Below are 23,490 nucleotides of genomic sequence, written 5' to 3'. Positions count from 1 at the left end.
CCCCGGCGCGCTGGACGCACGCCGGTGGGACGCCGTTGCGGAGGCGCCCCGCTCAGCCTTCCAACCCGGTGCAACCGGGTCAATCAGGCGGGATGTGTACGCGCCGTCCTCCTCAGGGAGGAGATCAGCCGGCCGGGAGCGCGATCCAGGTGGCACGCGCCCGGCCGAGCAGCGCGCCGTCCGGACCGTACAGGCTGGAGTGCACCTCGGCCTTCCGCCCCTCGCCGCCGACCGCGAGCCCGGTCACCACGCACGCGTCGCCGGGCCGGGGCAGCGCGGTGACCTGCGCGGCGATCCGGCCCAGCACGTACGGGCGGCCGGCGGAGAGCACCGCCCAGCCGCCCGGGCAGTCAAGCGCCGCCCAGACCGTCGCGGGCACCACGTCGGCCGGTGCGCGGAACGGCGCGGCGGTCCGCCCGTCCGGCAGCCGGCCGGGAAAGATCCGCAGGCCGTCCGGGTGGTCCGGGCCGCAGACGTAGCAGCGGGGAAACGGGTGGTCCACCAGACCGGGGTACGCCCGCGCGGCGGCCTCGGCGGTGGCCGGGTCCACCGGCGGCACCACCGCGTCCACCGGCTCGACCCGGCGTACCTCGGCGACCAGCCGGCCCGCCGGGTCGTGGATGCCGCCGTCGGCGGCGGTCAGCGGCGTGTCCAGCGGCGGCGGCCGGCGCAGGGTGACCTGCACCGGCCCCCGGTCGTCGATCAGCGCGGCGAAGATCCCGGCGCTCCAGCCGCCGTTGCCGGAACCGTCCGGGCCGTGGAAGCGGGCCTCGACCAGCACGTGCACCTCCGGATGATGGTCCGCCGGCGTCGTCGCCGGTGGTCGCCCGGCAGCCTCGCACACCCGCCGGCCCGGGTCCGCACGCCGCCGCCGACCGGCGTTCACCGGATCGACATCCGTCCCCCCGGGTCCGGCAACCCGCGGCCCCTACACAGGACCCATGGCTGTTCTGCACGCCGCTGGCGCACCCATCACGACCAGCGGTTACACCCTGCTGATCGCCGACGACCCGACAGTGGTCGCAGCCGCGCAACGGCTGCGCCACGAGGTGTTCGCCGGCGAACTCGGCGCCACCCTGCCGCCCGACGCGGCCGGGCTCGACACCGACGGGTTCGACGCCCACTGCGACCACCTGGTGGTGCTGCGCGAGGACACCGGCGAGGTGGTCGGCACCTACCGCCTGCTGCCGCCCGGCCGCACCGACCGCCGGTACGCCGACGGCGAGTTCGACCTGACCCCACTGGCCCCGCTGCGCGACGACCTGGTCGAGGCGGGCCGCTCCTGCGTGCATCCCGACCACCGCACCGGCGCCGTGATCAACCTGATGTGGGCCGGCATCTGCCGCTACCTGCACCTGCGCGGCTCCCGCTGGCTGGGCGGCTGCGCCTCGGTGCCGGTCGCCGACGGTGGGACCGCCGCCGCCGAGGTGTGGGCGCAGGTCACCGAGCGGCACCTCGCCCCGCCGCCGCTGCGGGTGACCCCGCGCCGGCCCTGGTTCGCCGAGTCGCCGGCCGCACCCGCACCGGCGGCGCTCACCCCGGCCGAGCGCCGGGCGCTGGTCCCGCCGCTGCTCCGCGGCTACCTGCGGCTCGGCGCGTGGGTCGGCGGCGAGCCGGCGTACGACCCGGACTTCGGCTGCGCCGACTTCTACGTGCTCTTCTCGCTGGACCGGATGAACCCGCGTCACCTGCGGCACTTCCTCGGCGAGGTGGCGTCGTGACCCCGCTCGGCGAGGACCTGTGGCGCCCCACGTCCGGCTGCGGACCGCGGTGCCTGCCCCACGCCACCGCCCCGGACGTCTCCGCGCCGCGGCGGGTCGGCCGGCTGTTCGGCGTACTCGGCATGCTCGTGGTCGGGGCCGGCCTCGCCGCGCTGCTGCCGCTGCTGCCGGCGGCCGACCGGCGGGCCGCGCTGCGCGCCTGGGCCCGGACGACGCTGCGCGCCCTCGGGGTGCGGCTGGTGGTCCGGGGCCGGCCGCCGCGCCGCCGCGCCCTGCTGGTCGCCAACCACGTCTCCTGGTTGGACATCCTCGCCGTGCTCGCGGTGTCGCCGGCCCGGATGCTGGCCAAGCGGGAGGTGCGACGCTGGCCGGTGCTGGGCGCGCTGGCCGCGGCGGCCGGCACGATCTTCGTGGACCGGTCCCGGCCGCGCGCGTTGCCGGTCACCGTCGCCGGGGTGGCCGACGCGCTGCGCGCCGGGCATCCGGTGGTGGTGTTCCCGGAGGGCACCACCTGGTGCGGCGCGGGGTCCGGCTGCCGCCCGACGCGCGGTTTCCGGCCGGCGATGTTCGAGGCCGCGGTGGTGGCCGGGGCGCCGGTGGTGCCACTGGGCATCGGCTACCGGCACGCCGGTGACGCGAGCACGCTGCCCGCCTTCCTCGGCGCGGAGACGCTCTGGGCGTCGCTGCGGCGGGTGCTGGCGGCCCGGGACCTGAACGTGTCGGTGACCGTGGCCGCCGCGCTGCACCCGGCCGACGGGGCGGACCGGCGGCTGCTGGCCCGCGCCGCCGAGGCCGCGATCCACCCGGCCCCGCCCCGACGCTCCCCGGTCCCGTTGGTGTCCCCGGTCCCGGCCCTGGTCGATCTGGCCGCCTGAACGTCCCGCACCGCCAGGCGGACTGGGGGCGGGGTCGGGGACGCGACACAGTCTTGTTCAGTCGCGATGTATCGCGTTATGCTTCTCCCGTCACTCGACGTGTCGTCCGGCACGTCGGCGAGGGGAGGATGCCATGGCCAGTTGGACGGTCGACAGCCCGCGCCGGCTCACGCTCGACGAGCCGGTCACCCGGCTGGACGTGCGGCTGGTCAGCGGCCGGCTCAACGTGGTCGCCACCGACGGCCCGGCCCGGGTCGACGTCACCCGGATCAGCCGCCGGCCGATCGTGGTCGAGCTGCGCGACGGTCGGCTGACCGTCCGGCACGAGCGGACACCCCGCTGGCCGGGGGTGCTCTGGTGGCTCGGTCAGCTCCGCCGCCGGTTCCGCGCCGAGGTGTCGGTCGCCGTGCCCGCCCAGGCGCTCGCCGACCTGCACCTGATCGACGGCGCGCTGGTCGCCTCCGGGCTGCGCCGGGAGACCCGGGTCGACGTCACCTCGGGCCAGGTCACCCTGATGGGGCTGCGCGGACGCACCACCGCCAAGGTGGTTTCCGGCCCGGTGGAGGCGCTCGGCATCGGCGGCGACCTCAACCTGGAGACGGTCTCCGGGGAGCTGATCCTGGCCGACAGCGCGCCCGAACGGGTGCGGGCCCACGCGGTCTCCGGCTCGATCACCTGCGACCTGGACAACCCACGGGGCAGCGAGATCCGGCTCAGCGCCATCTCCGGCAGCATCACCGTCCGGGTCCGCGAGGACAGCGACCTCAGCGTGCACCTGCACACCACCTCCGGCCGGATCACCAGCGGCTTTCCGCAGATCTGCGGCGGCCAGCACGGGTTCGGCGCGGTCAAGGACAGCCACGGCGTGCTGGGCGGGGGCGCGGGTAAGCTCTGGGCGTCCGCGACGTCCGGCAGCATCGCGCTGCTGGCCCGCCCGGTCGCGGACGCCGACGACGTGGAGGACCTGCCGTGACCGCCGTGTTCACCCACGGGCGGCTCCGGCTCTACCTGCTCAAGCTCCTCGACGACGGGCCGAAGCACGGCTACGAGCTGATCCGCCTGTTGGAGGAGCGGTTCCTCGGCCTGTACGCGCCCAGCGCCGGCACCATCTACCCCCGCCTGCAACGGCTGGAGGTGGAGGAGTTGGTCACGCACACCGCGGTGGGCGGGCGCAAGGTCTACGAGATCACCGAGGCGGGCCGCGCCGAGTTGCGCCAACGCGCCGACGAGCTGGCCACGCTGGAGGCCGACATCAGCGCCTCCGTCGAGGACCTCTCCGCGCTGGCCGGTGAGATCCGCACCGAGGTACGCGGCTCGGTGCGCGACCTGAAGCGGGAGCTGCGCGAGGTGACCCGGCAGACCCGGCAGGGCCGCTGGACGCCGCCACCGGCCACCCGGCCCGGTGACCACGACGGCGCGGCCCGACCGGCGGAGGCGCCGCTGCTCGTCGAGTTCGACGAGCGGCTGGCCGCGTTCACCGTCGAGGTCGGCGCGTTGGTGCGGGCCGGGCGGCTCAGCGACAACCAGCTCCGGACCGCGATCCGGCTGCTCGACGGCGCGCTCGACGGGCTGCGGCGACTGCTCCGCTGAGCTCACAGGTTGTTTCCAGCCACCACCCAGCGCGACCGCAGCCGGAGCACGGATGATGGGGGCCATGGCGGCTACCCAGACCGAGGCTCGACTGCTCGTCGTCGAGGACGATCCCAACATCCTCGAACTGCTCTCCGCGAGCCTGCGCTTCGCGGGCTTCGACGTGGCGACCGCGACCAGCGGCAGCGCGGCGCTGCACGCCGCCAAGGACCACCGGCCCGACCTGGTCGTGCTCGACGTGATGCTGCCCGACCTCGACGGCTTCGAGGTCATCCGGATGCTCCGCGAGGGCGGGACGCGTACCCCGGTGGTGTTCCTGACCGCGCGGGACGCCACCGACGACAAGATCCGCGGGCTGACGCTGGGCGGCGACGACTACGTCACCAAGCCGTTCAGCCTGGAGGAGTTGACCGCCCGCATCCGGGCCGTGCTGCGGCGCACCGCGACCGGCGAGCAGGCGCCGTCCCGGCTCACGTTCGCCGACCTGGAGCTGGACGAGGAGACCCACGAGGTGCACCGGGCCGGCCAGCGGGTGCAGCTCTCGCCGACCGAGTTCAAGCTGCTGCGCTACCTGATGCTCAACGCCAACCGGGTGCTCAGCAAGGCGCAGATCCTCGACCACGTCTGGAACTACGACTTCCGCGGCGACGACAACATCGTCGAGTCGTACATCTCCTACCTGCGCCGCAAGGTCGACAACACCCAGCCCCGGCTGATCCACACGCTGCGTGGGGTGGGGTACGTGCTGCGCAAGCCGGCGGCGTGAGCGCCGTCCACGACGCGAAGGGCTGGCTGCGCGGGATCCCGCTCCGGCTCAAGCTGGTCACCGCCGTGCTCGCGCTGGTGGCCGGCGCCCTGCTCGTGATCAGCGTCTCCACCGCGTACTTCCTGCACAACTACCTGGTGGGTCGGATCGATGGCGAGCTGAACGACCAGCTCGACCGCGGCGTGACGGTCAGTCAGGAGAACCTGAACACGCTGCCCACCGACTACATGGTGGCCCAGTGGAACAGCACGTACCAGCGCGTGGCGTTCGCCCGGGACCGGGCGCTGAGCGAGCAGGACCTGCCGGCCGGCATCAAGCAGCAGCGCTGGTACGAGGAGCACGCCAACGGGGAGGCGTTCACCGTCGAGGGAGCGGACCGGCAGGTCCGGTGGCGGATGATGATCCGGCAGGACAGCGAGGACTCGTACCGGGCGATCGGGCAGAACCTTGACGACGTCGACCTCTCCGTGCGGCAGCTGCTCTGGATAGACCTGCTGGTGGGCGGCGCGGTGCTGATCATCCTGGCGTCGGTGGGCGCGGGCATCGTGCGTACCAGTCTCAAGCCGCTTGTGGAGATCGAGCGGACCGCGGGGGCCATCGCCGGCGGCGACCTGACCCGGCGGGTGCCCGACCCGGAGGAGGGGCGGGCCTGCCCCACCTCCGAGCTGGGTCGGCTCTCCCGGGCGTTGAACACGATGCTGGCCCAGATCGAGGCCGCGTTCACCGCGCGGGCCGCCTCCGAGGCGGCGGCGCGCAGCGCCGAGACGGGCGCCCGGGACGCCGCCGCCCTGGCGCAGGCGTCCGAGGCGCGGGCCCGCCGGTCCGAGGAGCGGATGCGGCAGTTCATCGCGGACGCGTCGCACGAACTGCGGACACCGCTGACCACCATCCGGGGCTTCGCCGAGCTGTACCGGCAGGGCGCGGCCCGGGCCCCGGAGCAGACCGCCGACCTGCTGCGCCGCATCGAGGACGAGGCGTCCCGGATGGGGCTGCTGGTCGAGGACCTGCTGCTGCTGGCGCGGATGGACCGGGAACGGCCGATCGCGTTGGCCCCGGTGGAGCTGCCGGTGCTGGCCTCGGACGCGGTGGAGGCGGCCCGGGTGGTCGACCCGGAACGGCGGATCGAGCTGGAGCTGGAACCGGGCGCGGGCCCGCTGGTGGTGCTCGGCGACGACGCCCGGCTGCGGCAGGTGATCGGCAACCTGATGACCAACGCGCTCACCCACACCCCGCCGGACGCCGCGGTCACGCTGCGGCTGCGGGCCGAGGCGGGGAACGTCGCGGTGGTGGAGGTGGCGGACACCGGCCCCGGTCTGACCCCGGAGCAGGCCGAGCGGGTCTTCGAGCGGTTCTACCGGGTGGACGCCGCCCGGACCCGGCGGGCCGCCGGGCCGACCAGCACCGGCCTCGGCCTGGCCATCGTCGCCGCGCTGGTGGCGGCGCACCACGGCACCGTCGAGGCGGTCGCCACGCCGGGCGGCGGGGCCACGTTCCGGGTGAAACTGCCGCTGCTGCCGGAGTCGCCGGAGTCGGGCGAGTGACTTACAGAAAACATTCAGGCGGATTCCAGGCTGGTGACAGTGCCACGGGGAAAGCTGTAGTCATGACCGACCACGAGACCGAGCCGCAGCGGTCGCCGGCACCTGCCGACGCCCAGCCGTCGCACCACACCGCCGAGCTGCCCCGCGTCGAGAGCGGGACATCGGACTCCACTCCGGCCGCCGCGTCGGTTCCGGCCGACTCCCCGGCCGCCGGAACCACCGCCCACGCCGACGCGCCGACCAACCCGTACGCGCCGTCGTCCGACACGCCGGCCGGCCCGTACGCGCCGTCGTCCGACACGTCGACCAACCCGTACGCGCCGTCCTCCGCCGCGCCGGCCGGCCCGTACGCGCCGGGTGGCGCGTACGCCCAGCCGTCCGGCAGCCCGTACGCCCAGCCCTCCGCGCCGCCGTACCCCGCCTCGGGGCAACCGCAGAACTGGTACGGGTCGCCGCAGCAGAGCGGGTGGGCGCAGCAGGGCGGCTCCGGCTACCCGTCGTCGCACGCCGGGGGGCCCGTTCCGACGTACCAGGCGCAGCCGTACCCCCCGCACCAGCCGCACCAGGCCGGGCAGCCGGTCCCGCCGTGGGGCCAGCAGCAGCCGGCGCGGCCCAGCCGGGCCGGCAAGTTCGTCGGCGCCGGCGCGTTGGCGCTGGCCCTGATGCTCGGCTCGGGCGTGGCCGGCGGCGCGTTGGCCCTCGCGCTCGACGACGGCGGCGGCGTCACCCGCACCTACTCCGCCGCTCCGGTGATCAACAGCGCCGACCTGCCCAAGATCGCGGCTGCCGTGCAGGACAGCATCGTCACGATCATGACGGACAGCGGTGAGGGCTCCGGGGTGATCCTCAGCGCCGACGGGTTCGTGCTGACCAACAACCACGTGGTCGCCTCCGCCAGCGGCGACACGGTGAAGGTGGTCTTCGCCAACGGCAAGAACGCCTCGGCGAAGATCGTCGGCACGGATCCGAAGACCGACCTCGCGGTGGTCAAGGCCAGCGGCGTGAGCGACCTGAAGGCGGCGAAGTTCGGCGACAGCGACGGCATGCAGGTCGGTGACCAGGTGCTCGCGCTGGGCAGCCCGCTCGGCCTTCAGGGCTCGGTGACCGCCGGCATCCTCAGCGCCCGCGACCGCACCATCTCCGCCGGTGAGGGCGGCCAGCAGCAGACCCCGCAGCAGGGGGCCAGCTCGATCTCCGGCCTGTTGCAGACCGACGCCCCGATCAACCCGGGCAACTCCGGCGGCGCGCTGGTCAACACCCGGGGCGAGGTGATCGGCATCAACACCGCGATCGCCACCGCCGGGCAGGGCAGCAACGGCAACATCGGTGTCGGCTTCGCCATCCCGAGCAACAAGGCCAAGGACGTGGCCGAGAAGCTCCAGCGCGGCGAGAAGATCAGCCACCCGTCGCTCGGGGTCAGCGTGAACGCCGCGGAGGACGGCGGCGCGATGGTCGCCGCGGTCACCCCGGGCAGCGCCGCCGAGAAGGCCGGGATCCAGCGGGGTGACGTGATCACCAAGTTCGGCGACAAGGTGATCAACGATTCCAACGACCTGGTCGGCGCCGTGCAGGCCGGCAAGGTCGGCGACCGGGTCGAACTTCAGTTCAAGCGAAACGGATCCGACGAGACGGCAACCGTGACGCTCGCCGAAACGTCATAGTCCGCAAGACCTACCTCCCTCCCGGGGCGGTGGGCGACGGAGCCAAGGGGGTTGGCTTCGTCGCCCACCGCCCCTCTTCGTGTCTCACCCGGTCCGGGTGAGCCGGTCACCGGCCCGGTGATCGGTCCGGGCGCGGGCGCCGTTTACCGCGTGCCGCGTCGGGAACCCGCCGCCGATCGGGTACGCCGGGGACCAGCGGGGGAGGGATTCGTGGCCGTCGACCAGCCACCGCCTGACCGGGCGCGGGCCGGGCCGCTCCGGATCGCGATGGTGGTCCCGCCGTGGCTGTCGGTGCCGCCACCCGGCTACGGCGGCTTGGAGACGCTGGTGGCCGGGCTGGTCGACGCGCTCATCGACCGCGGGCACGCGGTGACGCTGTTCGGCGCCGGCACCGAGCACGGCACCGCCGCCGAGTTCGTCTCCACCTGCGCCGAACTCCAGTTCGACCGGTTGGGTGAGTCGCTGCCCGAGCTGGCCCACCTGGCGCACGTCGACCACCTGGTCGACCCGGCCGACTTCGACCTGGTGCACGACCACAGCACCATCGGCCCGATGGTGGCCGGCCGCCGCCGGGTGCCGACCGTGGCGACCGTGCACGGCAACCCGGTGGGCGAGTACGGCACCGTGCTCAGCAACACCGACCGGGGGGTCGGCCTGATCGCGATCTCGCACGCCCAGCGCCGGGCGAACCCGGGCCTGCCGTGGGTCGGCACGGTGCACAACGCGATGTCGCTGCGGGACTTCCCGCACAAGCGCGCGCCGGGGGCCGGGCCGGTGCTCTGGCTCGCCCGGTTCAGCCCGGACAAGGGCCCCGACGTGGCGATCCGGGCCTGCCGGGCGGCCGGGCTGCCGCTCACCCTGGCCGGCAAGTGCAACGAACCGACCGAGCGCCGCTACCTGGAGCAGGTGGTGGAGCCGTTGCTGGGCGAGGACGTGACGCTTGTGGTGAACGCCGAGCGCGAGGCGGTGCTGCGGCTGCTGCTCGACGCGCGTTGCCTGATCATGCCGATCCAGTGGGCGGAGCCGTTCGGCATGGTGATGGTGGAGGCCATGGCGACCGGTACGCCGGTGGTGGCGCTGCGCCGGGGCGCGGTGCCGGAACTGGTCCGTCCCGGGGTCACCGGGCTGGTGTGCGACCACGCCGACGAGTTGCCGGCGGCGCTGCGCGCGGTCGCCGACCTGGACCCGGCCGACTGCGTCGCGCACGTCGCCGAGAGCTTCTCGGTGGAGCGGATGGCCGCCGGCTACGAGGCGGTGTACCGGGGGTTCCTGGCCGGGCGGGCGACGACCGACGGCCCTCGGGCGGTCGCGCGGCTCGTCGCCGGTTGACCGGTCAGGTGCGCCCGACCACCAGCGCCGCCGCCGCGGCGTCGAGCTGCCGCGCGTACCCGGGGGTGATGCTGCCCTCCCGTCGGCGCTCGGCGATCTTGCCGCGGAGTCGCTCCACCGCGGCGGTCACCTCGTCCTCGCCGTTCGCGGCCACCGCGTTGCGCAGCAGGTTGCGCAGGTCCACGCCGACGTCGCTGCGGATCTGACCGTCGGTCAGCCCGGCCTCGATCAGCCCGTCCACCCGCTCGGCCGCATCGGCCGGCTCGTCGGTCGGCGCGGCCGGGACGGTGGCGGCCGGCGCGCGGGTCGGCTCGGGCGGCGGCGTGGTGGTCGGGTCCCCGTCACCGGTCGGCACGCCGGTGGGTGTCTCCACCGGCCCGGCGGTCGGCAGCACCCGGGGCTCGACCGTCCGGTCCGGCGTCAGCGCCGGCACCAGCAACGCGGCGGCGGCGACCAGCACCACCCCGGCCCCCGCCAGCGCGAGGACGCGGCGTCGGCCCGGCCCACCGACCGGCGCCGGTTCGTCCACCGGACCGGGTCCGCCCGCCGGGCCGGGCTGGGCCGCCGGGGCGGGCGGGACAGGGACCGGCTGGGTCGGCGGGGCCGCCGTCCGGCTCAGCGCGGGCAGTGTCATGGTCGGCGCCAGCATGGTGGCGGCCTGCGGATCGGCGGGGAGCAACTGGTCGCGGAGCACGGCCGCCACCCGGTGCGCGGTGGGCCGGTCCCGCGGATCGCGGGCCAGGCAGCGCAGGCAGATCTCCGCGACCGGCCGCGGCAGCCCGGGTACGCCGTCCAGCGTGGGCGGCGCGTGCTCCGCCAGCGCGGCGCTGAGCTGCTCCCAGGTGTCCGCCGGGTACGGCGGCTGGCCGGTCAGCGTCTCGAAGAGCAGCACGCCCAGCGAGTAGACGTCGGTGGCGGGCTGGGCCGGCGCCCCGTCCAGCCGTTCCGGCGCCACGTACGCCGGGGTGCCGAACGTGCCGCCGTCCTCGTCCTCGTCCGGCGCGCCGACCCGGGTGGCGATGCCGAAGTCGAGCACCTTCGCCCCGACGCCGGTCATCATCACGTTGGCGGGGGTGACGTCGCGGTGCACGATGCCGAGCCGGTGCGCCGCGGCCAGCGCCTCGGCCACCTGCGCGCCCGTCTCCACCGCCGCCGCCCAGGGCAGCGGCCCCTCGGTCAGCCGGTGCTCCAACTCCTCGCCGCTGAGCAGCTCCATCACCACGAACGAGGTGATCGAGCCGTCCGGCGCCACCGTCTCGCCGTAGTCGTGCACGGCGGTGACGTGCGGGTGGTCGAGCTGCGCGGCCGAGCGGGCCTCCTCGCGCACCATGTCGCGGAACCGGGCGTCGGCGGCGAGCGAGGGGGCGAGCACCTTCACCGCCACCACCCGGTCGAGCACCTCGTCGCGGGCCCGCCAGATCACCGACATGCCGCCGGCGCCGATCCGGTCGATGAGCCGGTACCGCCGGGCCAGCAGACGGCCGGCTTGGAGTGTCGCCTTCACCTCGCACCTGCCTGGGCTCGGGAGCGCTACCAGGTTGCGGGAATGTGTCCGGCCTGTCAACGGCGTCCGGAAGCCCGTCACGATCCGCGCGTCGGCCGTGGCGCACCGTGCCCGGTCGGGCACGCCGGGCCGGACCGCGCGCCCCGTGCCAGGATGAACGGCATGGCAGGCGGTCCGGTGGCGTTCGTGCTCGGTGGCGGGGGAGTGCTGGGGGCGGTCGAGGTCGGCATGCTGCGCGCCCTGTTCCGCGCCCGGATCCGGCCCGACCTGGTGCTCGGCACCTCGATCGGCGCGGTCAACGGCGCTCTGGTCGCCGCCGACCCGACCGAGGCGGTCACCGACCGGCTGGTCCGGCTCTGGGCCTCCCCGGAGGCGAGCGAGGTGTACGGCGACTCGGTCGCCCGGCAGCTCCGCCGCTTCGCCGCGCGGACCCACCTGCACTCGCCCCGCCCACTGCGCCGCCTGCTGGAGAGCGAACTGGGTGAGGCGACCACCTTCGCCGACCTGGCCGTGCCGTTCCGGTGCTGCGCGGCGAACATCGAGCGCGCCGCCGAACACTGGTTCTCCGACGGGCCGGTGGTGCCGGCGGTGCTCGCGTCCGCCTCGGTGCCCGGGCTGCTGCCACCCGCCCAGATCGCCGGCCAGCACTACATCGACGGCGGGGTGGTCAACTCGATCCCGGTCGGCGAGGCGGTGGCGGCCGGCGCGACGCAGATCTTCGTGCTTCAGGTGGGCCGGATCGAGCGCGAGCTGAGCCCGCCGCGTCGGCCGTGGGAGGTCGCCCAGGTCGCGTTCGAGGTCGCCCGCCGGCACCGGTTCGCCCGGGAGATGGCGGCGCTGCCCGACGGCGTCGAGGTGCACGTGCTGCCGACCGGCGGGTTGGAGCCGCGCGACGACAGCCCGTGGGCGTACCGGGACATGGCGGCCGTGGGGCGGCGGATCAGCCGGGCGTACACCGCCTCCCGCCGTTACCTGGACACCGCGCTGGAGCGTTGATGCCGCTGCCACCCCGCTGGCTGCGCCGGCTGCTGCTCGGGCCCGGCGTCGTGCTGCTCGCCGTCGTCGTGGTCACCACGCTGCCCGGTTGGGCGCTGCTGGCGTTGGCCGCGTCACCGCTGGTGCCGGGGCGGCTGCGCCCGCTGCGGCTGCTCTGGATCGGCACCGTCTACCTGGTCTGGGACGCCGCCGCGCTGCTCACCCTCTTCGTGCTCTGGCTGGCCTCCGGCTTCGGCCGGTACAAGCGGTCGCCGGCGTTCCAGCGGGCCCACTACGTGGTCGCCGGCCGCTTCCTGCGGGTGTTGTTCTGGCAGGCCCGGTGGACGCTGCGGCTGAGCATCGACGTGGTCGGCACCGACCCGGACACCGCGCTGCCCGGCCGCCCCGAGCTGGTGCTCTGCCGGCACGCCGGGCCGGGTGACTCGTTCATCCTGATCCACGCGCTGGTGAACTGGTTCCACCGGGAGCCCCGGATCGTGCTCAAGGAGAGCCTCCAGTGGGACCCGGCGATCGACGTGCTGCTCAACCGGCTGCCCAACCGGTTCATCGCGCCCGGCGCGGACGGCCGGGACGCGGCGGTACGGCAGATCAGCCACCTGGCCGCCGGCCTCGATGACGACGACGCCTTCGTGATCTTCCCGGAGGGCGGCAACTTCACCCCGTCGCGCCGGCTGCGGGCGATCGCCCGGCTGCGGTCGCTCGGGCTGGAGCGGATGGCGCTGCGGGCCGAGCGGATGCAGCACGTGCTCGCCCCGCAGCCCGGTGGACTGCTGGCCGCGCTGGACGCCGCGCCGGACGCCGGGGTGATCTTCGTGGCGCACACCGGCCTGGACCAGTTGCTCACGGTCGCGGACGTGTGGCGTGAGCTGCCGATGGACAAGCGGATCGTGATGCGGTTCTGGTCCGTGCCGCCGGAGGAGGTCCCCGCCGGCAAGCAGGAACGCATCGACTGGCTGTTCGACTGGTGGGCCCGGATCGACAAGTGGATCGCCGCCACCCGGGACGGCACGGTCGACGCCTGAGTGGCTTTCGTGCCCGGTTGCGGCGGTCCGGCCCGGACGCCGCGTAGGGTGCGCTGGTGGACCAGATCTGCGTGGTGACGACGGTGGTGGACGCCCGCCGGGTGGCGGACGTGTTGGCGGCTGCGGCCGTCGCCGGCCGTCTGGCGGCGTGTGCCCAGGTCGGCGGCCCGGTGGACAGCACCTACTGGTGGCAGTCGGCGATCCAGACCACCGCCGAGTGGTCGGTGCGTTTCAAGACCACGCCGGACCGGGTGGACGCGCTTGTCGACCAGATCCGGGCCAGCCACCCGTACGAGGTGCCGGAGATCCTGGTCGCCCGGGAGGACAGCGGCAACCCGGACTACACCGCCTGGGTACGCGAACACACCCGGCCCTAGGTACCCCTACTCTGTCCGCCCGCCCCGCCACCGGCGAGGCTGACCGGGTGGAGAACACCGGCTACCCCTGCCCCGGGTGCGGCGCACCGGCCGACCTCGTCGCCGGCTGCCGCGCCTGCGGTCGCCCGCCCTACCCGCCCGCCGCCGAGGTGGTCCGGCTGGACCGGGAGATCGCCGCGCTGACCCCGCGGGTGGACGCGGCCCGGGTCGCGTACCAGGAGCTGGCCGGCCGGCTGTCCACGGCCCGGCAGCGACGGACGGCGCTGGCGGCGCGGATCCGCCTGGAGATCCCCGCGCCCCGGCCGGTCACCGCCGGGGTGCCGCCGCAGCCGATGCAGCCGGTGCGGCCGGCGCCGCCCGTCGCCGGACCGGCCCGCGCCGGTGGCGCGGAGACGTCCGGCCGGGCGGTGCAGGGCCTGCTCTTCGTGCTCGGTGGGCTGCTGCTCGGCACCGCCGCGATCGTCTTCACCGCGGTCGCCTGGGCCGCGTTCGGGGTGGCCGGCCGGGCGCTGATCCTGCTCGCCGTCACCGTGCTGGCGCTCGCCGCGCCGCTGCTGGCCCGGGCGCGCGGGCTGCGCGGCACCGCCGAGACGATCGCCGCGGTGGGGCTGCTGCTGGTGCTCCTGGACGGGTACGCCGCCTGGTCGGTGGACCTGTTCGGGGTGGCCGGCTGGCCGGGCAGCCGGTACGCCGCCCTGGTCGCGGCCGGCAGCGCTGCCGTGGCGGCCGGCTACGGGCGACTCAGCCGGCTGACCGCGCCGTGGTTCGCGGCGTGGCTGGCGGCCCAGCCGGTGCTGCCGCTGGCGGTGGCGGCGGCCCGGCCGGCGGCGGCCGGTTGGGCGCTGGCCCTGACCGTGCTGGCGCTCGGTGACCTGGCGGTGGTGGTCGCCCTGCGCCGCCGGACCGCCCGTGCCGGCGGCGCGCGCCTGGGGGGTGGCGCCGGCACGGGCCCGGCCGGCGGGGCGGTCCGGGCCGGGCAGGTGCTGGGCTGGCTCGGGCACGGCGCGGCGCTGGCCCTGGCCGCCGGCTTCGCGCTGGTGCCGCTGGCGGTCGGCCGCGCGGCCGGCACCCCGCTGCTGGCCGGCGGTCCGCTGCTGGTGGTGGCGCTCGCCCTGGTCGCGGGCGCGTACACGGCCGGTGGCCGGACGTGGCGCGCGGTGGCCGCCGGGCTGCTGGTGCCGGTGCTGGCCGCCGCGCTGGTGCGTCCGGTCGCCGCCGAGCGTCCCGGGCTGCTGCTGCTCGCGGCCGGGCTCACGGTGGCGGTGCTGGCCGGCGCGGTCCGGGCGCTTCCGGCGCGGTTGCGGACCGGGCCCCGGATCGGTGCGCTCGCGGTGGCCGCCGGGCTGGGACAGGTCACCGTCGTGCTGACCGGGGTGACGGCCGCGGCGGTCGCGGTCGCCGCGGTCCGGGCCCGGCCCGGCGGTTCCGTGCCGTCCTGGGGCTGGCAGTTGCCGCCCGCGTTGCTGCTCGTCGCCGGCGCGGTGGCGCTGCTGACGCCCCGGGCCGCCCGGCCGCTGGTCGGGGTGGTGACCGCCGGGTTGACCGTCCTCGCCGCGCCGGCCGTGGTGGGCACGCCGTGGCCGGTGGTGCTGGTCGCCGACCTCGCGGTCGCCGCCGCGTTGCTGCTGGGCGCCGTGGCCCGGCCGCGCCGGGGCCGGGTCGTCGTCGGAGTCGCCGCGTCGGCCGGCGCGGTGCTGGTCGGGCACGCGCTGCTGGTCGGCTGCGCCGCGCCGGCCGGCGCCGTCGCGGTGCTCGCGGTGACGGCAGTGCTCGGCGTGACGGCGGCGGCGCTCGGCCGGCGCGGTGCGGGCGCCCAGCCGGTCGTCGCCGGGGTCGCGCTGGCCGTGGCGCTGCTCGCCGTACCGGCGGCGGTGGCCGTCGCGCTGCTCGGCCTGGGCGCGCCGACCTGGTGGCAGCTGCGGGGCGGGGCGGCCGCCGTCGTGGTGCCGGTGGTCGCCGTGCTGGCGGTCCGCCGCCGGTGGCCCGACCTGACCGGGTACGCCTCGACGGCGCTCGCGGTGGCGCTCGCCGCGCTCGGCCTCGGGCCGCTTGTCGTGCCGGGCCGGGAACCGGTGGCGCTCTACGCCGCGGCGGGAGTGCTGCTGGCGCTGGCCGCCGGTGGTGGGACGACCCGGCCGGCGTACGCCCCGCGGGTGGTCGGCGCGGCGCTGGCCGGGCTGGCGGGGCTGGCCGCCGCGCCGGGCGCGCTGGCGGTGCTGGGGGAGTTGCCGGTCCGGCCCTGGTCCGGGGCGCCGGCCGGCACGGCGGTTCCGGCGGAGGCGGCCCGGGCCGGGTTGACGCTGTTGCTGCTGGGCGTCGCCGCGGCGGCGTACGCCCGGGTCGGGACGCCGGTCGGCCGGCGCGTGCGGGCGGCGCTGCCGTTCGGCGCGGTGGCACTGCCGGTGCTGCTCGCGGCGGCCGGCGCGCCCTGGCCGGTGGTGCCGGCGGTGGCGTTCGGCACCGGCCTGGCCGCGCTGCTGACCGCCGCCACGGCGGGTCCGGTCCCGGCCGCCCCGCTGGGCGACCGTCCGGTGTCGACGTTTGGTGCCAGCGGCGTCGGACGGCCGGCCGCCCCGGTGGGCGACCGTCCGGTGTCGACGGTGCGTGCCGGCGGGGTCGCCCCGGCGGAGGCGGGTCCGGTGGGGGCGGGTCCGGCGTCGGTGGCGGGCTCGGTGGGGGCGGGTCCGGTGTCGGCCCCGGGCTGGTGGTCGCCGGTGCTGGTGCTGTCGGGGGCGGTGCTCGGCGGGTTCGGGTTCGGCGGGCTGGTCGCCACCCGGGCGGGGACGTTGGCCGGGCTGGGGGCGCTGGTGGTGGCCGGCGTGGTGGCGGGCCTGGCGGGGTGGTCGGGCGCGGTCCGGCTCGCCGGCTGGCTGGGCGCGGTGGCCGCGGCCACCGGCTTCGCGGTCACCGCGCCGCTGGCCGGCGGCCTGCCGTTGCGGACCGCCGGGTTCGCGGTGCTGGCCGTCGCGGCGGTGACCCTGCACGCCGCACCGGCGCTGCGGACCACCCCCCGGATCGTCGATCTTGGACTTGTGGTCGTTCGCAAAAAGCGCGATCCCGACATCATGGGCGCCACAACTCCAAGATCGACGAAGTGGGCGGCGGGGGCGGCGGCGGGGGCGGGGGCGGCGGGGGCGGTGCTGGAGGGGGTGGCGCAGGCGGTGGCGCTGCTCGCGCTGCTGCTCACCGGCGGCGCGCTGCGGTACGCGGCGGCGGTCTGCGCGCTCTGGGGCGTCGTGGTGGCGGTCCGGGTGCTGCGTCGTGGTGAGACGCCGGGCCGGCGCGCGGCTCTCGCGGCGGTCGCGGGCGGCAGCGAGCTGCTCGGCGGCTGGCTGCTGCTGGCGGCCGGCGGGGTGGCGGTGCTGGAGGCGTACACGGTGCCGGCGGCGGCGCTGGCCCTAGGCGCGGGCCTGTTCGCGCTGCGGCGCCGGCCCGGGCTGACGAGCTGGCTGGCGCTCGGCCCGGGGCTCGGCGCGGCGCTGCTGCCCAGCCTGGTCTCGGTGCTGGCGGCGCCGGACCCGCAGCCGCTGCGCCGGCTGGCGCTGGGCGCGGTGGCGCTCGGCGCGGTGCTCGGCGGCGCGGTCCGGCGCTGGCAGGCGCCGGTCCTGCTGGGGGCGGCCACGCTGGTGCCGCTGGCGCTGCACGAGCTGGCCCGGAGTTGGGACCTGCTGCCCCGCTGGGTCTTCCTCGCGCTGGGTGGCCTGGCGCTGATCGGTCTGGCCGCCACGTACGAGCGACGCCGCCGCGACCTGGCCCGCCTGCGTGCCGCCGTCACCCGCCTGACCTGACCGACCGCCGTACGCCGGCCAGGGGTGGGGGCAACCCCACCGGTGGTTCGGGGGATGACGGGATTACCCAGGGCCACGAATTTCGACAGAATGATCACCGAGGGTCACGAATAGGCGTGGCCCACGGCAAGCGGGGGGATCGCGGATGACGACTTCGACGGTGGTGGCACCGGAGGGCCGGCGGGGCAGCGACTATGCGCGGCTGTCCCGCCGGGTCGCCGAGGCCGGGTTGTTCGACAGGCGGCCGGGCCGGTACGCGGTCCGCATCGCGCTCACCCTGGGCGCGTTCCTGGCCGGCTGGGCGGTGGTGGCGGCCGTCGGCGACTCCTGGTGGCAACTGCCGCTGGCGGTCGTCATGGCGGTGGCCACCACCCAGGTGGCGTTCCTCGGGCACGACGCCGGGCACCGGCAGATGTTCCGTCGGCGCGGGCCCAGCGAGGTGGCCGGTCTGGTCGCCGGCAATCTCGCCGTGGGGCTCAGCTACGGCTGGTGGGTGGACAAGCACAACCGGCACCACGCCAACCCGAACCACGCCGACGAGGACCCGGACGTCGGCGCGGGCGCGTTGGTCTGGACGTACGAGCAGGCGCAGGCGACCCGGGGACTGAGCCGGTGGCTGGCCCGGCGGCAGGCGTGGCTGTTCTTCCCGATGCTGCTGCTGGAGGGGCTGGCGCTGCACGTGGCGAGCGTCCGGGCGCTGGCCGGTCGGCAGCCGGACGGCCGGTGGCGCGTCCCGGTGCGGCACCGGGCCGTGGAGGCGACGCTGCTCGCGGCGCACACCGCCGGCTACGTCGGCCTGCTGCTGGCGGTGATGTCACCGGGCAAGGCGCTGCTCTTCGCCGCCGTGCACCAGGGACTCTGGGGGCTCTACATGGGGTGCGCGTTCGCCCCGAACCACAAGGGCATGCCGATGCCCACCGCCGAGGACGACCTCGACTACCTGCGCAAGCAGGTGCTCACCGCCCGCAACGTGCGCGGCGGCCGGTTCGTCGACCTGGCGCTGGGCGGCCTCAACCACCAGATCGAGCACCACCTGTTCCCGAACCTGCCGCGCGCCAACCTGCGCCGGGCCCGCCCGCTGGTCCGGGCGTACTGCGCCGAGCAGGGCATCCCGTACGCGGAGGCCGGGCTGGTCGAGTCGTACCGGCAGGGGTTGGCGCACCTGCACGACGTGGGGCGACCGTTGCGCGCGGGCTGAGCCGGGCGGGCCGGGCGGGGGCGTCGAGGGGGTGTCCCCGCCCGGCCCGGCCGGTGGCGTGCGCCGCTTCCGGCGTGCGGGGGAACGCCGCCGTCGGACGCGGCCGGTAGGGTCGTCGCAGTGGTGGGACGGCGCGTCGCCGGGGTGACGCGCGGCCCGGTGGGCGACCGGCCCCGGCCGGGTCAAGCGACGACATGGTGCGGAGCGCGGCATGAGATTCGAGATCAGCAAGGTGCTGGACGCCATCGAGGGGCGGGTCTGCACCGACCCGTTGCTGGCGCGGGCCGTGGTCGACCTGGCCGAGGTGATCCGCTGGCAGAACCTGGACGGCGGGCGGCCGGCCAGCCTGCTGCGGCTCGGGATGGTGATCGACGCGTTGTCCCGGCAGATCGGCGAGGACAGCGTCCAGGTCTACGCGATCGTGCACCGGGCGCTGCTGTCCGACGCCGACCTGACCTCCAACGAGCGGATGGTGGTCCGCCGCTGGGCCGACGACGGCCTGGTGGAGGTGCTCGACCAGCCCGGCGACCGGATGCTGGAGGTGGCCGACCTGCTCGGCCTGCCGGTGCTCACCCGCGCCCGGCTGGACGGGCTCGTCGGCCGGTACCCGTGGCTCGGCCAGGCCGGCCGGGTGCTCGCGCCGGTGCCCGGCGCCGGCGGGCCGGTCTTCATCGCGCACGTCGGCGGCGGCCAGGATCCGGTCGCCGGCACCCGTTCACCGGCCGGCGTCAAGCTGCTCTCCCGGCAGTGGCGCTGCCCCGAGCCGGGCTGCGCGCTGTTCGGCGGCGGCGGGGGCGGCGGCGCCTTCGCCGACCTGGCCGCGATCGACCGGACCCCGTCCGAGCAGCCGCCGCCCACGTTGCGCACCGGCGCGCCGACCTGCCCCCGGCACGGCAGCCGCCTCTCCGACGCCGGGCAGCGCCCGCGCAGCGAGGTGCTGGCGGTGCGGATCGGCGGGCTGGTGCGGAAGCGGTTCGTGCTCACCGAGGCCGAGCCGGTGGCGGTCGGCCGGGCCCCGGACGGCCCCGGCGGCGTGACGCTCGGCCAGTGGCTCAACGACGAGGCCCGCCGCTGGATCAGCCGCAGCCACGTCCGGTTCGACCTGGGGCGCGGCGGCGAGGTGGTGGTCACCGACACCAGCACCAACGGCTCCGGCATCCGGCCGGGCGGGTCGATGGTCGAGACGGAGCGGATCCCGCTGCCGCCCCAGCAGTCCCGGGCGTTGGGCGAGGGCGACCTGATCGAGCTGTACCCGGGCGTGCAGATCGGGCGGGCCGCCGAGACGGCCAGCGACGCGACGTACACGCCGAACTCGGTGATGGCCGAGGCGCCGACCATGGCGATGCGGCTGCCGCGTCCCTGACCCACGAGCGCGAAGGGCGCCGGGACCGTCGTGGTCCCGGCGCCCTTTCTCGCGTACGCCGTCAGCCGGCCAGCACGGCGGCGAGCTGTGCCACCGCGTGGTCGATCTCGTCGGCGGTGATCACCAGCGGCGGGGCGAGCCGGATGGTCGAGCCGTGGGTGTCCTTGGCCAGCACCCCGCGCTCCATCAGCCGCTCGCACGCCTGCCGGCCGCTCATCAGCGCCGGGTCGATGTCGACGCCGGCCCAGAGACCGCGCACCCGGACCGCGACGAGGCCCTTGCCGAGCAGCGCCTCCAGGCCGGCCTTCAGCCGCTCGCCCAGCTCGGCCGAGCGACGCTGGAACTCGCCGGTGGCGAGCAGCCGGACCACCTCGGTGGCGACCGCGCAGGCCAGCGGGTTGCCGCCGAACGTGGAGCCGTGCTGACCCGGCTGGAGCACGCCCAGCACGTCGGCGTTCGCGGCCACCGCCGAGACCGGCACGATGCCGCCGCCGAGCGCCTTGCCCAGCAGGTACATGTCCGGGACGACGCCCTCCAGGTCGCAGGCGAACGTGGCGCCGGTGCGCCCCAGCCCGGACTGGATCTCGTCGGCGATGAACAGCACGTTCCGCTCGGTGCAGACCTCGCGTACGCCGGGCAGGTAGCCCTCCGGCGGCACCACGACGCCCTGCTCGCCCTGGATCGGCTCCAGCAGCACGGCCACCGTGTTCTCGTCGATCGCCGCGGTCAGCGCGGCCAGGTCGCCGTAGGGGACCACGGTGAAGCCCGGCGTGTACGGCCCGAAGTCGGCCCGCGCGTCCTCGTCGGTGGAGAAGCTGACGATGGTGGTCGTCCGGCCGTGGAAGTTGCCCTCCGCCACCACGATGTTGGCCTGGCCCGGCGTGACGCCCTTGACCTGGTAGCCCCACTTGCGGGCGACCTTGATGCCGGTCTCCACCGCCTCGGCGCCGGTGTTCATCGGCAGCACCAGCTCCTTGCCGCAGAGCGCGGCCAGCTCCCGGCAGAAGTCGGCGAACTGGTCGTGGATGAACGCGCGGCTGGTCAGCGTGAGCCGGTCGAGCTGGGCGTGCGCCGCCTCGATCAGCTTCGGGTGCCGGTGGCCGAAGTTCAGCGCCGAGTAGCCGGCCAGGCAGTCCAGGTAGCGGCGGCCGTCCACGTCGGTCAGCCAGGCGCCCTCCGCCGAGGAGATCACCACGGGCAGCGGGTGGTAGTTGTGCGCCGTGTGGCGCTCCGCGTCCCGGACCGCGGAGGGTGTCCGCAGCATGTCGTCGATGATCACTTGATCGCCTTTCCCTGACGGAGTCGCAACGTGCAGCACTTCGGTCCGCCGCCGGCCTTGCGAAGCTCGGACAGGTCGATCCCGATGGTCTCGTAACCCCGGTCGCGCAGCTTCGCGGCCAGGTCGGTGGCCTGCGCCGGCAGCACCACGTGCCGGCCGTCGCTGACCGCGTTCAGGCCCAGCACCTCGGCGTCGGCCATGGTCGCGTGGATCGCGTCCGGGAAGAGCCGGCGCAGCACCGCCTGGCTGCCCGGCGAGAACGCCTCCGGCAGGTACGCCACGGTCCGCTCGTCGAGCACGGTCAGCGCGGTGTCCAGGTGGTAGAAGCGGGCGTCCACCAACTGCATGGTGACCACCGGGTAGCCGAAGACCTCCTGGAGCTGCGCGTGCGACGCGTGCGCGGTGCGGAACCCGGTGCCGGCGAGCAGGTGGTCGCCGACCAGCAGGACGTCGCCCTCGCCCTCGTTGAGGTGCTTCGGGTCGTACATCTCGAAGCCGGCGGCCTCGAACCAGGCCCGGTACGCGGGCGCCTCGTCGGCGCGCTGCGGGTCGCGGAACTGCACCGCCATGGCCTTGTCGTCGATCACGGTGCCGCCGTTGGCCGCGAACACCATGTCCGGCAGGCCGGCGACCGGGTCGATCAGCTCGACCTCGTGCCCCAGGTCGAGGTACGTCTGGTGGAGCTGCTCCCACTGCCGGATCGCCAGGTCGGCGTCGACCGGGGCGGTGGGGTCCATCCACGGGTTGATCGCGTAGTCGACGGCGAAGTACGTCGGCCGGCACATCAGGAGGCGCTGGCGGGTAACGTCCATCGTCATGTGGTGCTCCCAGGGTCGGGCGCGCCCGGCCACGGTCGGCCCACGGGCTGGCGCCGTGGCTCAACCGTATGCGGCCCGGTGCGTCGACTTCCACCGCGATACCGTGCGTTGAGCAGCTAATCGTTGCGTCTAAGGGCTCTTCCTCGGCCGATTGTTGCGTCCACGCACTCCGTGGCCGTCCGGTTCCCTCGCCGCCGCTCAGCGTCGGACGCCTCCGGTTTGCCGCCATCACGGCGACCTGACGTCGCTCGACGCGCCTTTCCACCCTCCTCGCGCCCCGGCATCCCGCCACTCCCACCATCAGGAAAGACCGTTCCACCCGTCGAGATCCGCGGAGATCTTGGAAGGTTGCGGCCCCTCTGGGGGCCATTCCGTACCAAGATCTCGGGGCGCTCGGGGCGGGAAAACACTTCGGGGGGCGGCGAATCGCCGCCCCCCGAAAGGGTGTTGCCCTGCCGGTGAACCACCGGAGCTGCCCGGTGAACCACCGGAGCTTTGTCGGGCTGCCGGTCGCTGCCGGCGAGTGGAACAGTGCCCTCAGAATCGATCGACAAACTGTGAATCAAGCCACTCGCGGAGTCGGCCCACCCACTCGCCGTCCGTGGTCGGCCAGTCGAACTGGCCGGTCATCGCCACGATGCCGAGCACCACGGCGGCCAGGCCGACCAGGATGCCGATCAGCGCGTCGGTCTTCCCGGCCACGTGCCGGCGTCGGGTGGCGATCAGACCCAGCACCGCGAGGACCGCGCCGACCGCGCCGACCGCGATGCCGTAGCCGGCCAGCGTGCCGGACAGCACGAAGAGCGCGCCGACCACGGACACGATCAGACCGAGCGTCGCGAGCAGGCTGGCCCGCGGCTTCTTCGTCAGCTCCGGGTCGACCTCCCGGTCGGGGCGGCCGTCGCCGTCCAGGTCGACGGCACGGTCCGGGCGACCGTCCCGGTCCAGGTCGACGGCACGGTCCGGGCGACCGTCCCGGTCCAGGTCGACGGCACGGTCCGGGCGACCGTCCCGGTCCAGGTCGACGGCACGATCCGGGCGGCCGTCGCCGTCCAGGTCGACGGCACGGTCCGGGCGGCCGTCCCCGTTCAGGTCGACGGTCTGCTCCCGGGCGGGTTCCGGGTCGACGGTCCGCGTGCTCCGACCCGACGGCCGGCTGGTCGCGGCCCGGGCCGCGGCGGCCCGCTGCGCCGCCCGCCGCTCCGCCTCACCGGTGCGGGGCGCGGTCTCGACGCGCGCCGCGTCGGTGACCGGTCCGGTGCCGGTGACCGGTCCGGCGTCGCCGGCCGGCTTCGCGTCGGCGACCGGCCCGGCGTCGGCGGCCCGCTCCGCCTCGGTGGCGGTCGCGCCGCTGCGGTACGTGGTCCGCACCGCGTCCCGGTCGGTCACCACCGGCCGGTCAGCCGTTCCGTCCACGGCCGGGGTGCCGTCGGCGGCGGGGGCCCCGTCGCGGGCGTCCACGACCCCGTCGCCGTTCACATCGGTACTACGCGCCGGAGAGTTCCGGCGGGACAGGATGTTCACGTTGGTACCTCCTGATGCAGGCGCGGAGGCCGCGCATGACAGTACGGAGGTACCCAGACGTGCGGAAGTCGACACCCGGTGACGGAACCGGGCCCGTCCGGCCGGCGTCCGGTCGGCGGGGACGGGCCCGGCTCCGTC

Annotated in this window: 19 protein-coding genes; 14 read left to right on the top strand and 5 right to left on the bottom strand. The window is 75.6% G+C overall.

Translation table 11 applies throughout. The annotated features are described in order from the left end of the window. Window positions 1-124 precede the first annotated feature (124 nt). Entirely contained in the window at window positions 125-781 is a 657-nt protein-coding gene (locus OG767_RS27005) for a hypothetical protein (RefSeq protein ID WP_405094323.1), read from the bottom strand. 160 nt (window positions 782-941) lie between these two features. Here OG767_RS27005 and OG767_RS27000 point away from each other — a divergent pair, with 160 nt between their 5' ends. The 8 genes from OG767_RS27000 to OG767_RS26965 all read left to right on the top strand — a co-directional run bounded on the left by OG767_RS27000 (window position 942) and on the right by OG767_RS26965 (window position 9,483). Next, a complete protein-coding gene (locus OG767_RS27000) occupies window positions 942-1,721 on the top strand; it encodes a GNAT family N-acetyltransferase (protein WP_405091046.1) in 780 nt (259 codons plus the stop codon). After that, window positions 1,718-2,596, top strand: coding sequence for a lysophospholipid acyltransferase family protein (locus tag OG767_RS26995; protein ID WP_405091045.1), 879 nt, complete (start codon window positions 1,718-1,720; stop codon window positions 2,594-2,596). Before OG767_RS27000 ends, OG767_RS26995 begins: the two co-directional genes overlap by 4 nt. 133 nt (window positions 2,597-2,729) lie before the next feature. Continuing rightward, window positions 2,730-3,569, top strand: coding sequence for a DUF4097 family beta strand repeat-containing protein (locus OG767_RS26990; protein ID WP_405091044.1), 840 nt, complete (start codon window positions 2,730-2,732; stop codon window positions 3,567-3,569). After that, entirely contained in the window at window positions 3,566-4,186 is a 621-nt protein-coding gene (locus tag OG767_RS26985; RefSeq protein WP_107160942.1) for a PadR family transcriptional regulator, read from the top strand. Before OG767_RS26990 ends, OG767_RS26985 begins: the two co-directional genes overlap by 4 nt. Before the next feature lie 64 nt (window positions 4,187-4,250). After that, complete coding sequence (locus OG767_RS26980; RefSeq protein WP_091068807.1) at window positions 4,251-4,952, top strand: response regulator transcription factor; 702 nt, start codon at window positions 4,251-4,253, stop codon at window positions 4,950-4,952. Continuing rightward, the gene (locus OG767_RS26975) at window positions 4,949-6,493 is read left to right on the top strand and encodes a sensor histidine kinase (protein ID WP_405091043.1); all 1,545 of its coding nucleotides are present in this window, start codon (window positions 4,949-4,951) and stop codon (window positions 6,491-6,493) included. The genes OG767_RS26980 and OG767_RS26975 overlap by 4 nt, the downstream gene beginning before the upstream one ends. Window positions 6,494-6,555: 62 nt before the next feature. After that, entirely contained in the window at window positions 6,556-8,154 is a 1,599-nt protein-coding gene (locus tag OG767_RS26970; RefSeq protein WP_405091042.1) for a trypsin-like peptidase domain-containing protein, read from the top strand. Between the two features lie 267 nt (window positions 8,155-8,421). Then, entirely contained in the window at window positions 8,422-9,483 is a 1,062-nt protein-coding gene (locus OG767_RS26965) for a glycosyltransferase family 4 protein (protein WP_405094322.1), read from the top strand. A gap of 4 nt (window positions 9,484-9,487) precedes the next feature. On the opposite strand, the gene OG767_RS26960 is transcribed toward OG767_RS26965, so the two are convergent. After that, window positions 9,488-10,987 carry a serine/threonine-protein kinase gene (locus OG767_RS26960; RefSeq protein WP_405091041.1) on the bottom strand — a complete coding sequence of 500 codons (1,500 nt, stop codon included), beginning with the start codon at window positions 10,985-10,987 and terminating at the stop codon, window positions 9,488-9,490. 162 nt (window positions 10,988-11,149) lie between these two features. Between OG767_RS26960 and OG767_RS26955 the strand changes: the two genes are divergently transcribed. The 6 genes from OG767_RS26955 to OG767_RS26930 all read left to right on the top strand — a co-directional run bounded on the left by OG767_RS26955 (window position 11,150) and on the right by OG767_RS26930 (window position 19,731). Next, complete coding sequence (locus tag OG767_RS26955; RefSeq protein ID WP_405091040.1) at window positions 11,150-11,983, top strand: patatin-like phospholipase family protein; 834 nt, start codon at window positions 11,150-11,152, stop codon at window positions 11,981-11,983. Continuing rightward, window positions 11,983-13,005 carry a 1-acyl-sn-glycerol-3-phosphate acyltransferase gene (locus OG767_RS26950; protein ID WP_405091039.1) on the top strand — a complete coding sequence of 341 codons (1,023 nt, stop codon included), beginning with the start codon at window positions 11,983-11,985 and terminating at the stop codon, window positions 13,003-13,005. The genes OG767_RS26955 and OG767_RS26950 overlap by 1 nt, the downstream gene beginning before the upstream one ends. A 56-nt stretch (window positions 13,006-13,061) precedes the next feature. Beyond that, window positions 13,062-13,382: a divalent-cation tolerance protein CutA gene (gene cutA, locus OG767_RS26945; RefSeq protein WP_107160928.1), complete on the top strand. Its 321-nt coding sequence runs from the start codon at window positions 13,062-13,064 to the stop codon at window positions 13,380-13,382. 47 nt (window positions 13,383-13,429) lie between these two features. Continuing rightward, window positions 13,430-17,170 (top strand): SCO7613 C-terminal domain-containing membrane protein, encoded by a 3,741-nt coding sequence (locus OG767_RS26940; protein WP_405091038.1) that lies wholly within the window; start codon window positions 13,430-13,432, stop codon window positions 17,168-17,170. A 145-nt stretch (window positions 17,171-17,315) separates the two neighbouring features. After that, window positions 17,316-18,368: a fatty acid desaturase family protein gene (locus OG767_RS26935; protein WP_405091037.1), complete on the top strand. Its 1,053-nt coding sequence runs from the start codon at window positions 17,316-17,318 to the stop codon at window positions 18,366-18,368. A gap of 211 nt (window positions 18,369-18,579) precedes the next feature. Continuing rightward, window positions 18,580-19,731: an FHA domain-containing protein gene (locus OG767_RS26930; RefSeq protein WP_405091036.1), complete on the top strand. Its 1,152-nt coding sequence runs from the start codon at window positions 18,580-18,582 to the stop codon at window positions 19,729-19,731. Window positions 19,732-19,792: 61 nt separating this feature from the next. Here OG767_RS26930 and rocD read toward each other — a convergent pair whose 3' ends face one another. The 3 genes from rocD to OG767_RS26915 form a co-directional block, all read right to left on the bottom strand. After that, window positions 19,793-21,007 carry an ornithine--oxo-acid transaminase gene (gene rocD, locus OG767_RS26925; RefSeq protein ID WP_199199986.1) on the bottom strand — a complete coding sequence of 405 codons (1,215 nt, stop codon included), beginning with the start codon at window positions 21,005-21,007 and terminating at the stop codon, window positions 19,793-19,795. Further along, window positions 21,007-21,822 carry a dimethylargininase gene (gene ddaH, locus OG767_RS26920; RefSeq protein WP_405094321.1) on the bottom strand — a complete coding sequence of 272 codons (816 nt, stop codon included), beginning with the start codon at window positions 21,820-21,822 and terminating at the stop codon, window positions 21,007-21,009. Before ddaH ends, rocD begins: the two co-directional genes overlap by 1 nt. A 543-nt stretch (window positions 21,823-22,365) precedes the next feature. Then, window positions 22,366-23,352, bottom strand: coding sequence for a thrombospondin (locus OG767_RS26915; protein WP_405091035.1), 987 nt, complete (start codon window positions 23,350-23,352; stop codon window positions 22,366-22,368). Window positions 23,353-23,490 lie beyond the last annotated feature (138 nt).

Source organism: Micromonospora sp. NBC_01392 (genome assembly GCF_045040125.1).
Lineage (GTDB): Bacteria > Actinomycetota > Actinomycetes > Mycobacteriales > Micromonosporaceae > Micromonospora.
This window is presented reverse-complemented; position numbering and strand designations above follow the sequence as displayed.

Bases quoted from the DNA above. Each gene is read 5' to 3' on its own strand.
- OG767_RS27000 (WP_405091046.1), top strand. From the start codon at position 942: ATGGCTGTTCTGCACGCCGCTGGCGCACCCATCACGACCAGCGGTTAC.
- OG767_RS26990 (WP_405091044.1), top strand. From the start codon at position 2,730: ATGGCCAGTTGGACGGTCGACAGCCCGCGCCGGCTCACGCTCGACGAG.
- OG767_RS26980 (WP_091068807.1), top strand. From the start codon at position 4,251: ATGGCGGCTACCCAGACCGAGGCTCGACTGCTCGTCGTCGAGGACGAT.
- OG767_RS26970 (WP_405091042.1), top strand. From the start codon at position 6,556: ATGACCGACCACGAGACCGAGCCGCAGCGGTCGCCGGCACCTGCCGAC.
- OG767_RS26965 (WP_405094322.1), top strand. From the start codon at position 8,422: ATGGTGGTCCCGCCGTGGCTGTCGGTGCCGCCACCCGGCTACGGCGGC.
- OG767_RS26955 (WP_405091040.1), top strand. From the start codon at position 11,150: ATGGCAGGCGGTCCGGTGGCGTTCGTGCTCGGTGGCGGGGGAGTGCTG.
- OG767_RS26950 (WP_405091039.1), top strand. From the start codon at position 11,983: ATGCCGCTGCCACCCCGCTGGCTGCGCCGGCTGCTGCTCGGGCCCGGC.
- OG767_RS26935 (WP_405091037.1), top strand. From the start codon at position 17,316: ATGACGACTTCGACGGTGGTGGCACCGGAGGGCCGGCGGGGCAGCGAC.
- OG767_RS26930 (WP_405091036.1), top strand. From the start codon at position 18,580: ATGAGATTCGAGATCAGCAAGGTGCTGGACGCCATCGAGGGGCGGGTC.
- ddaH (WP_405094321.1), bottom strand. From the start codon at position 21,822: ATGGACGTTACCCGCCAGCGCCTCCTGATGTGCCGGCCGACGTACTTC.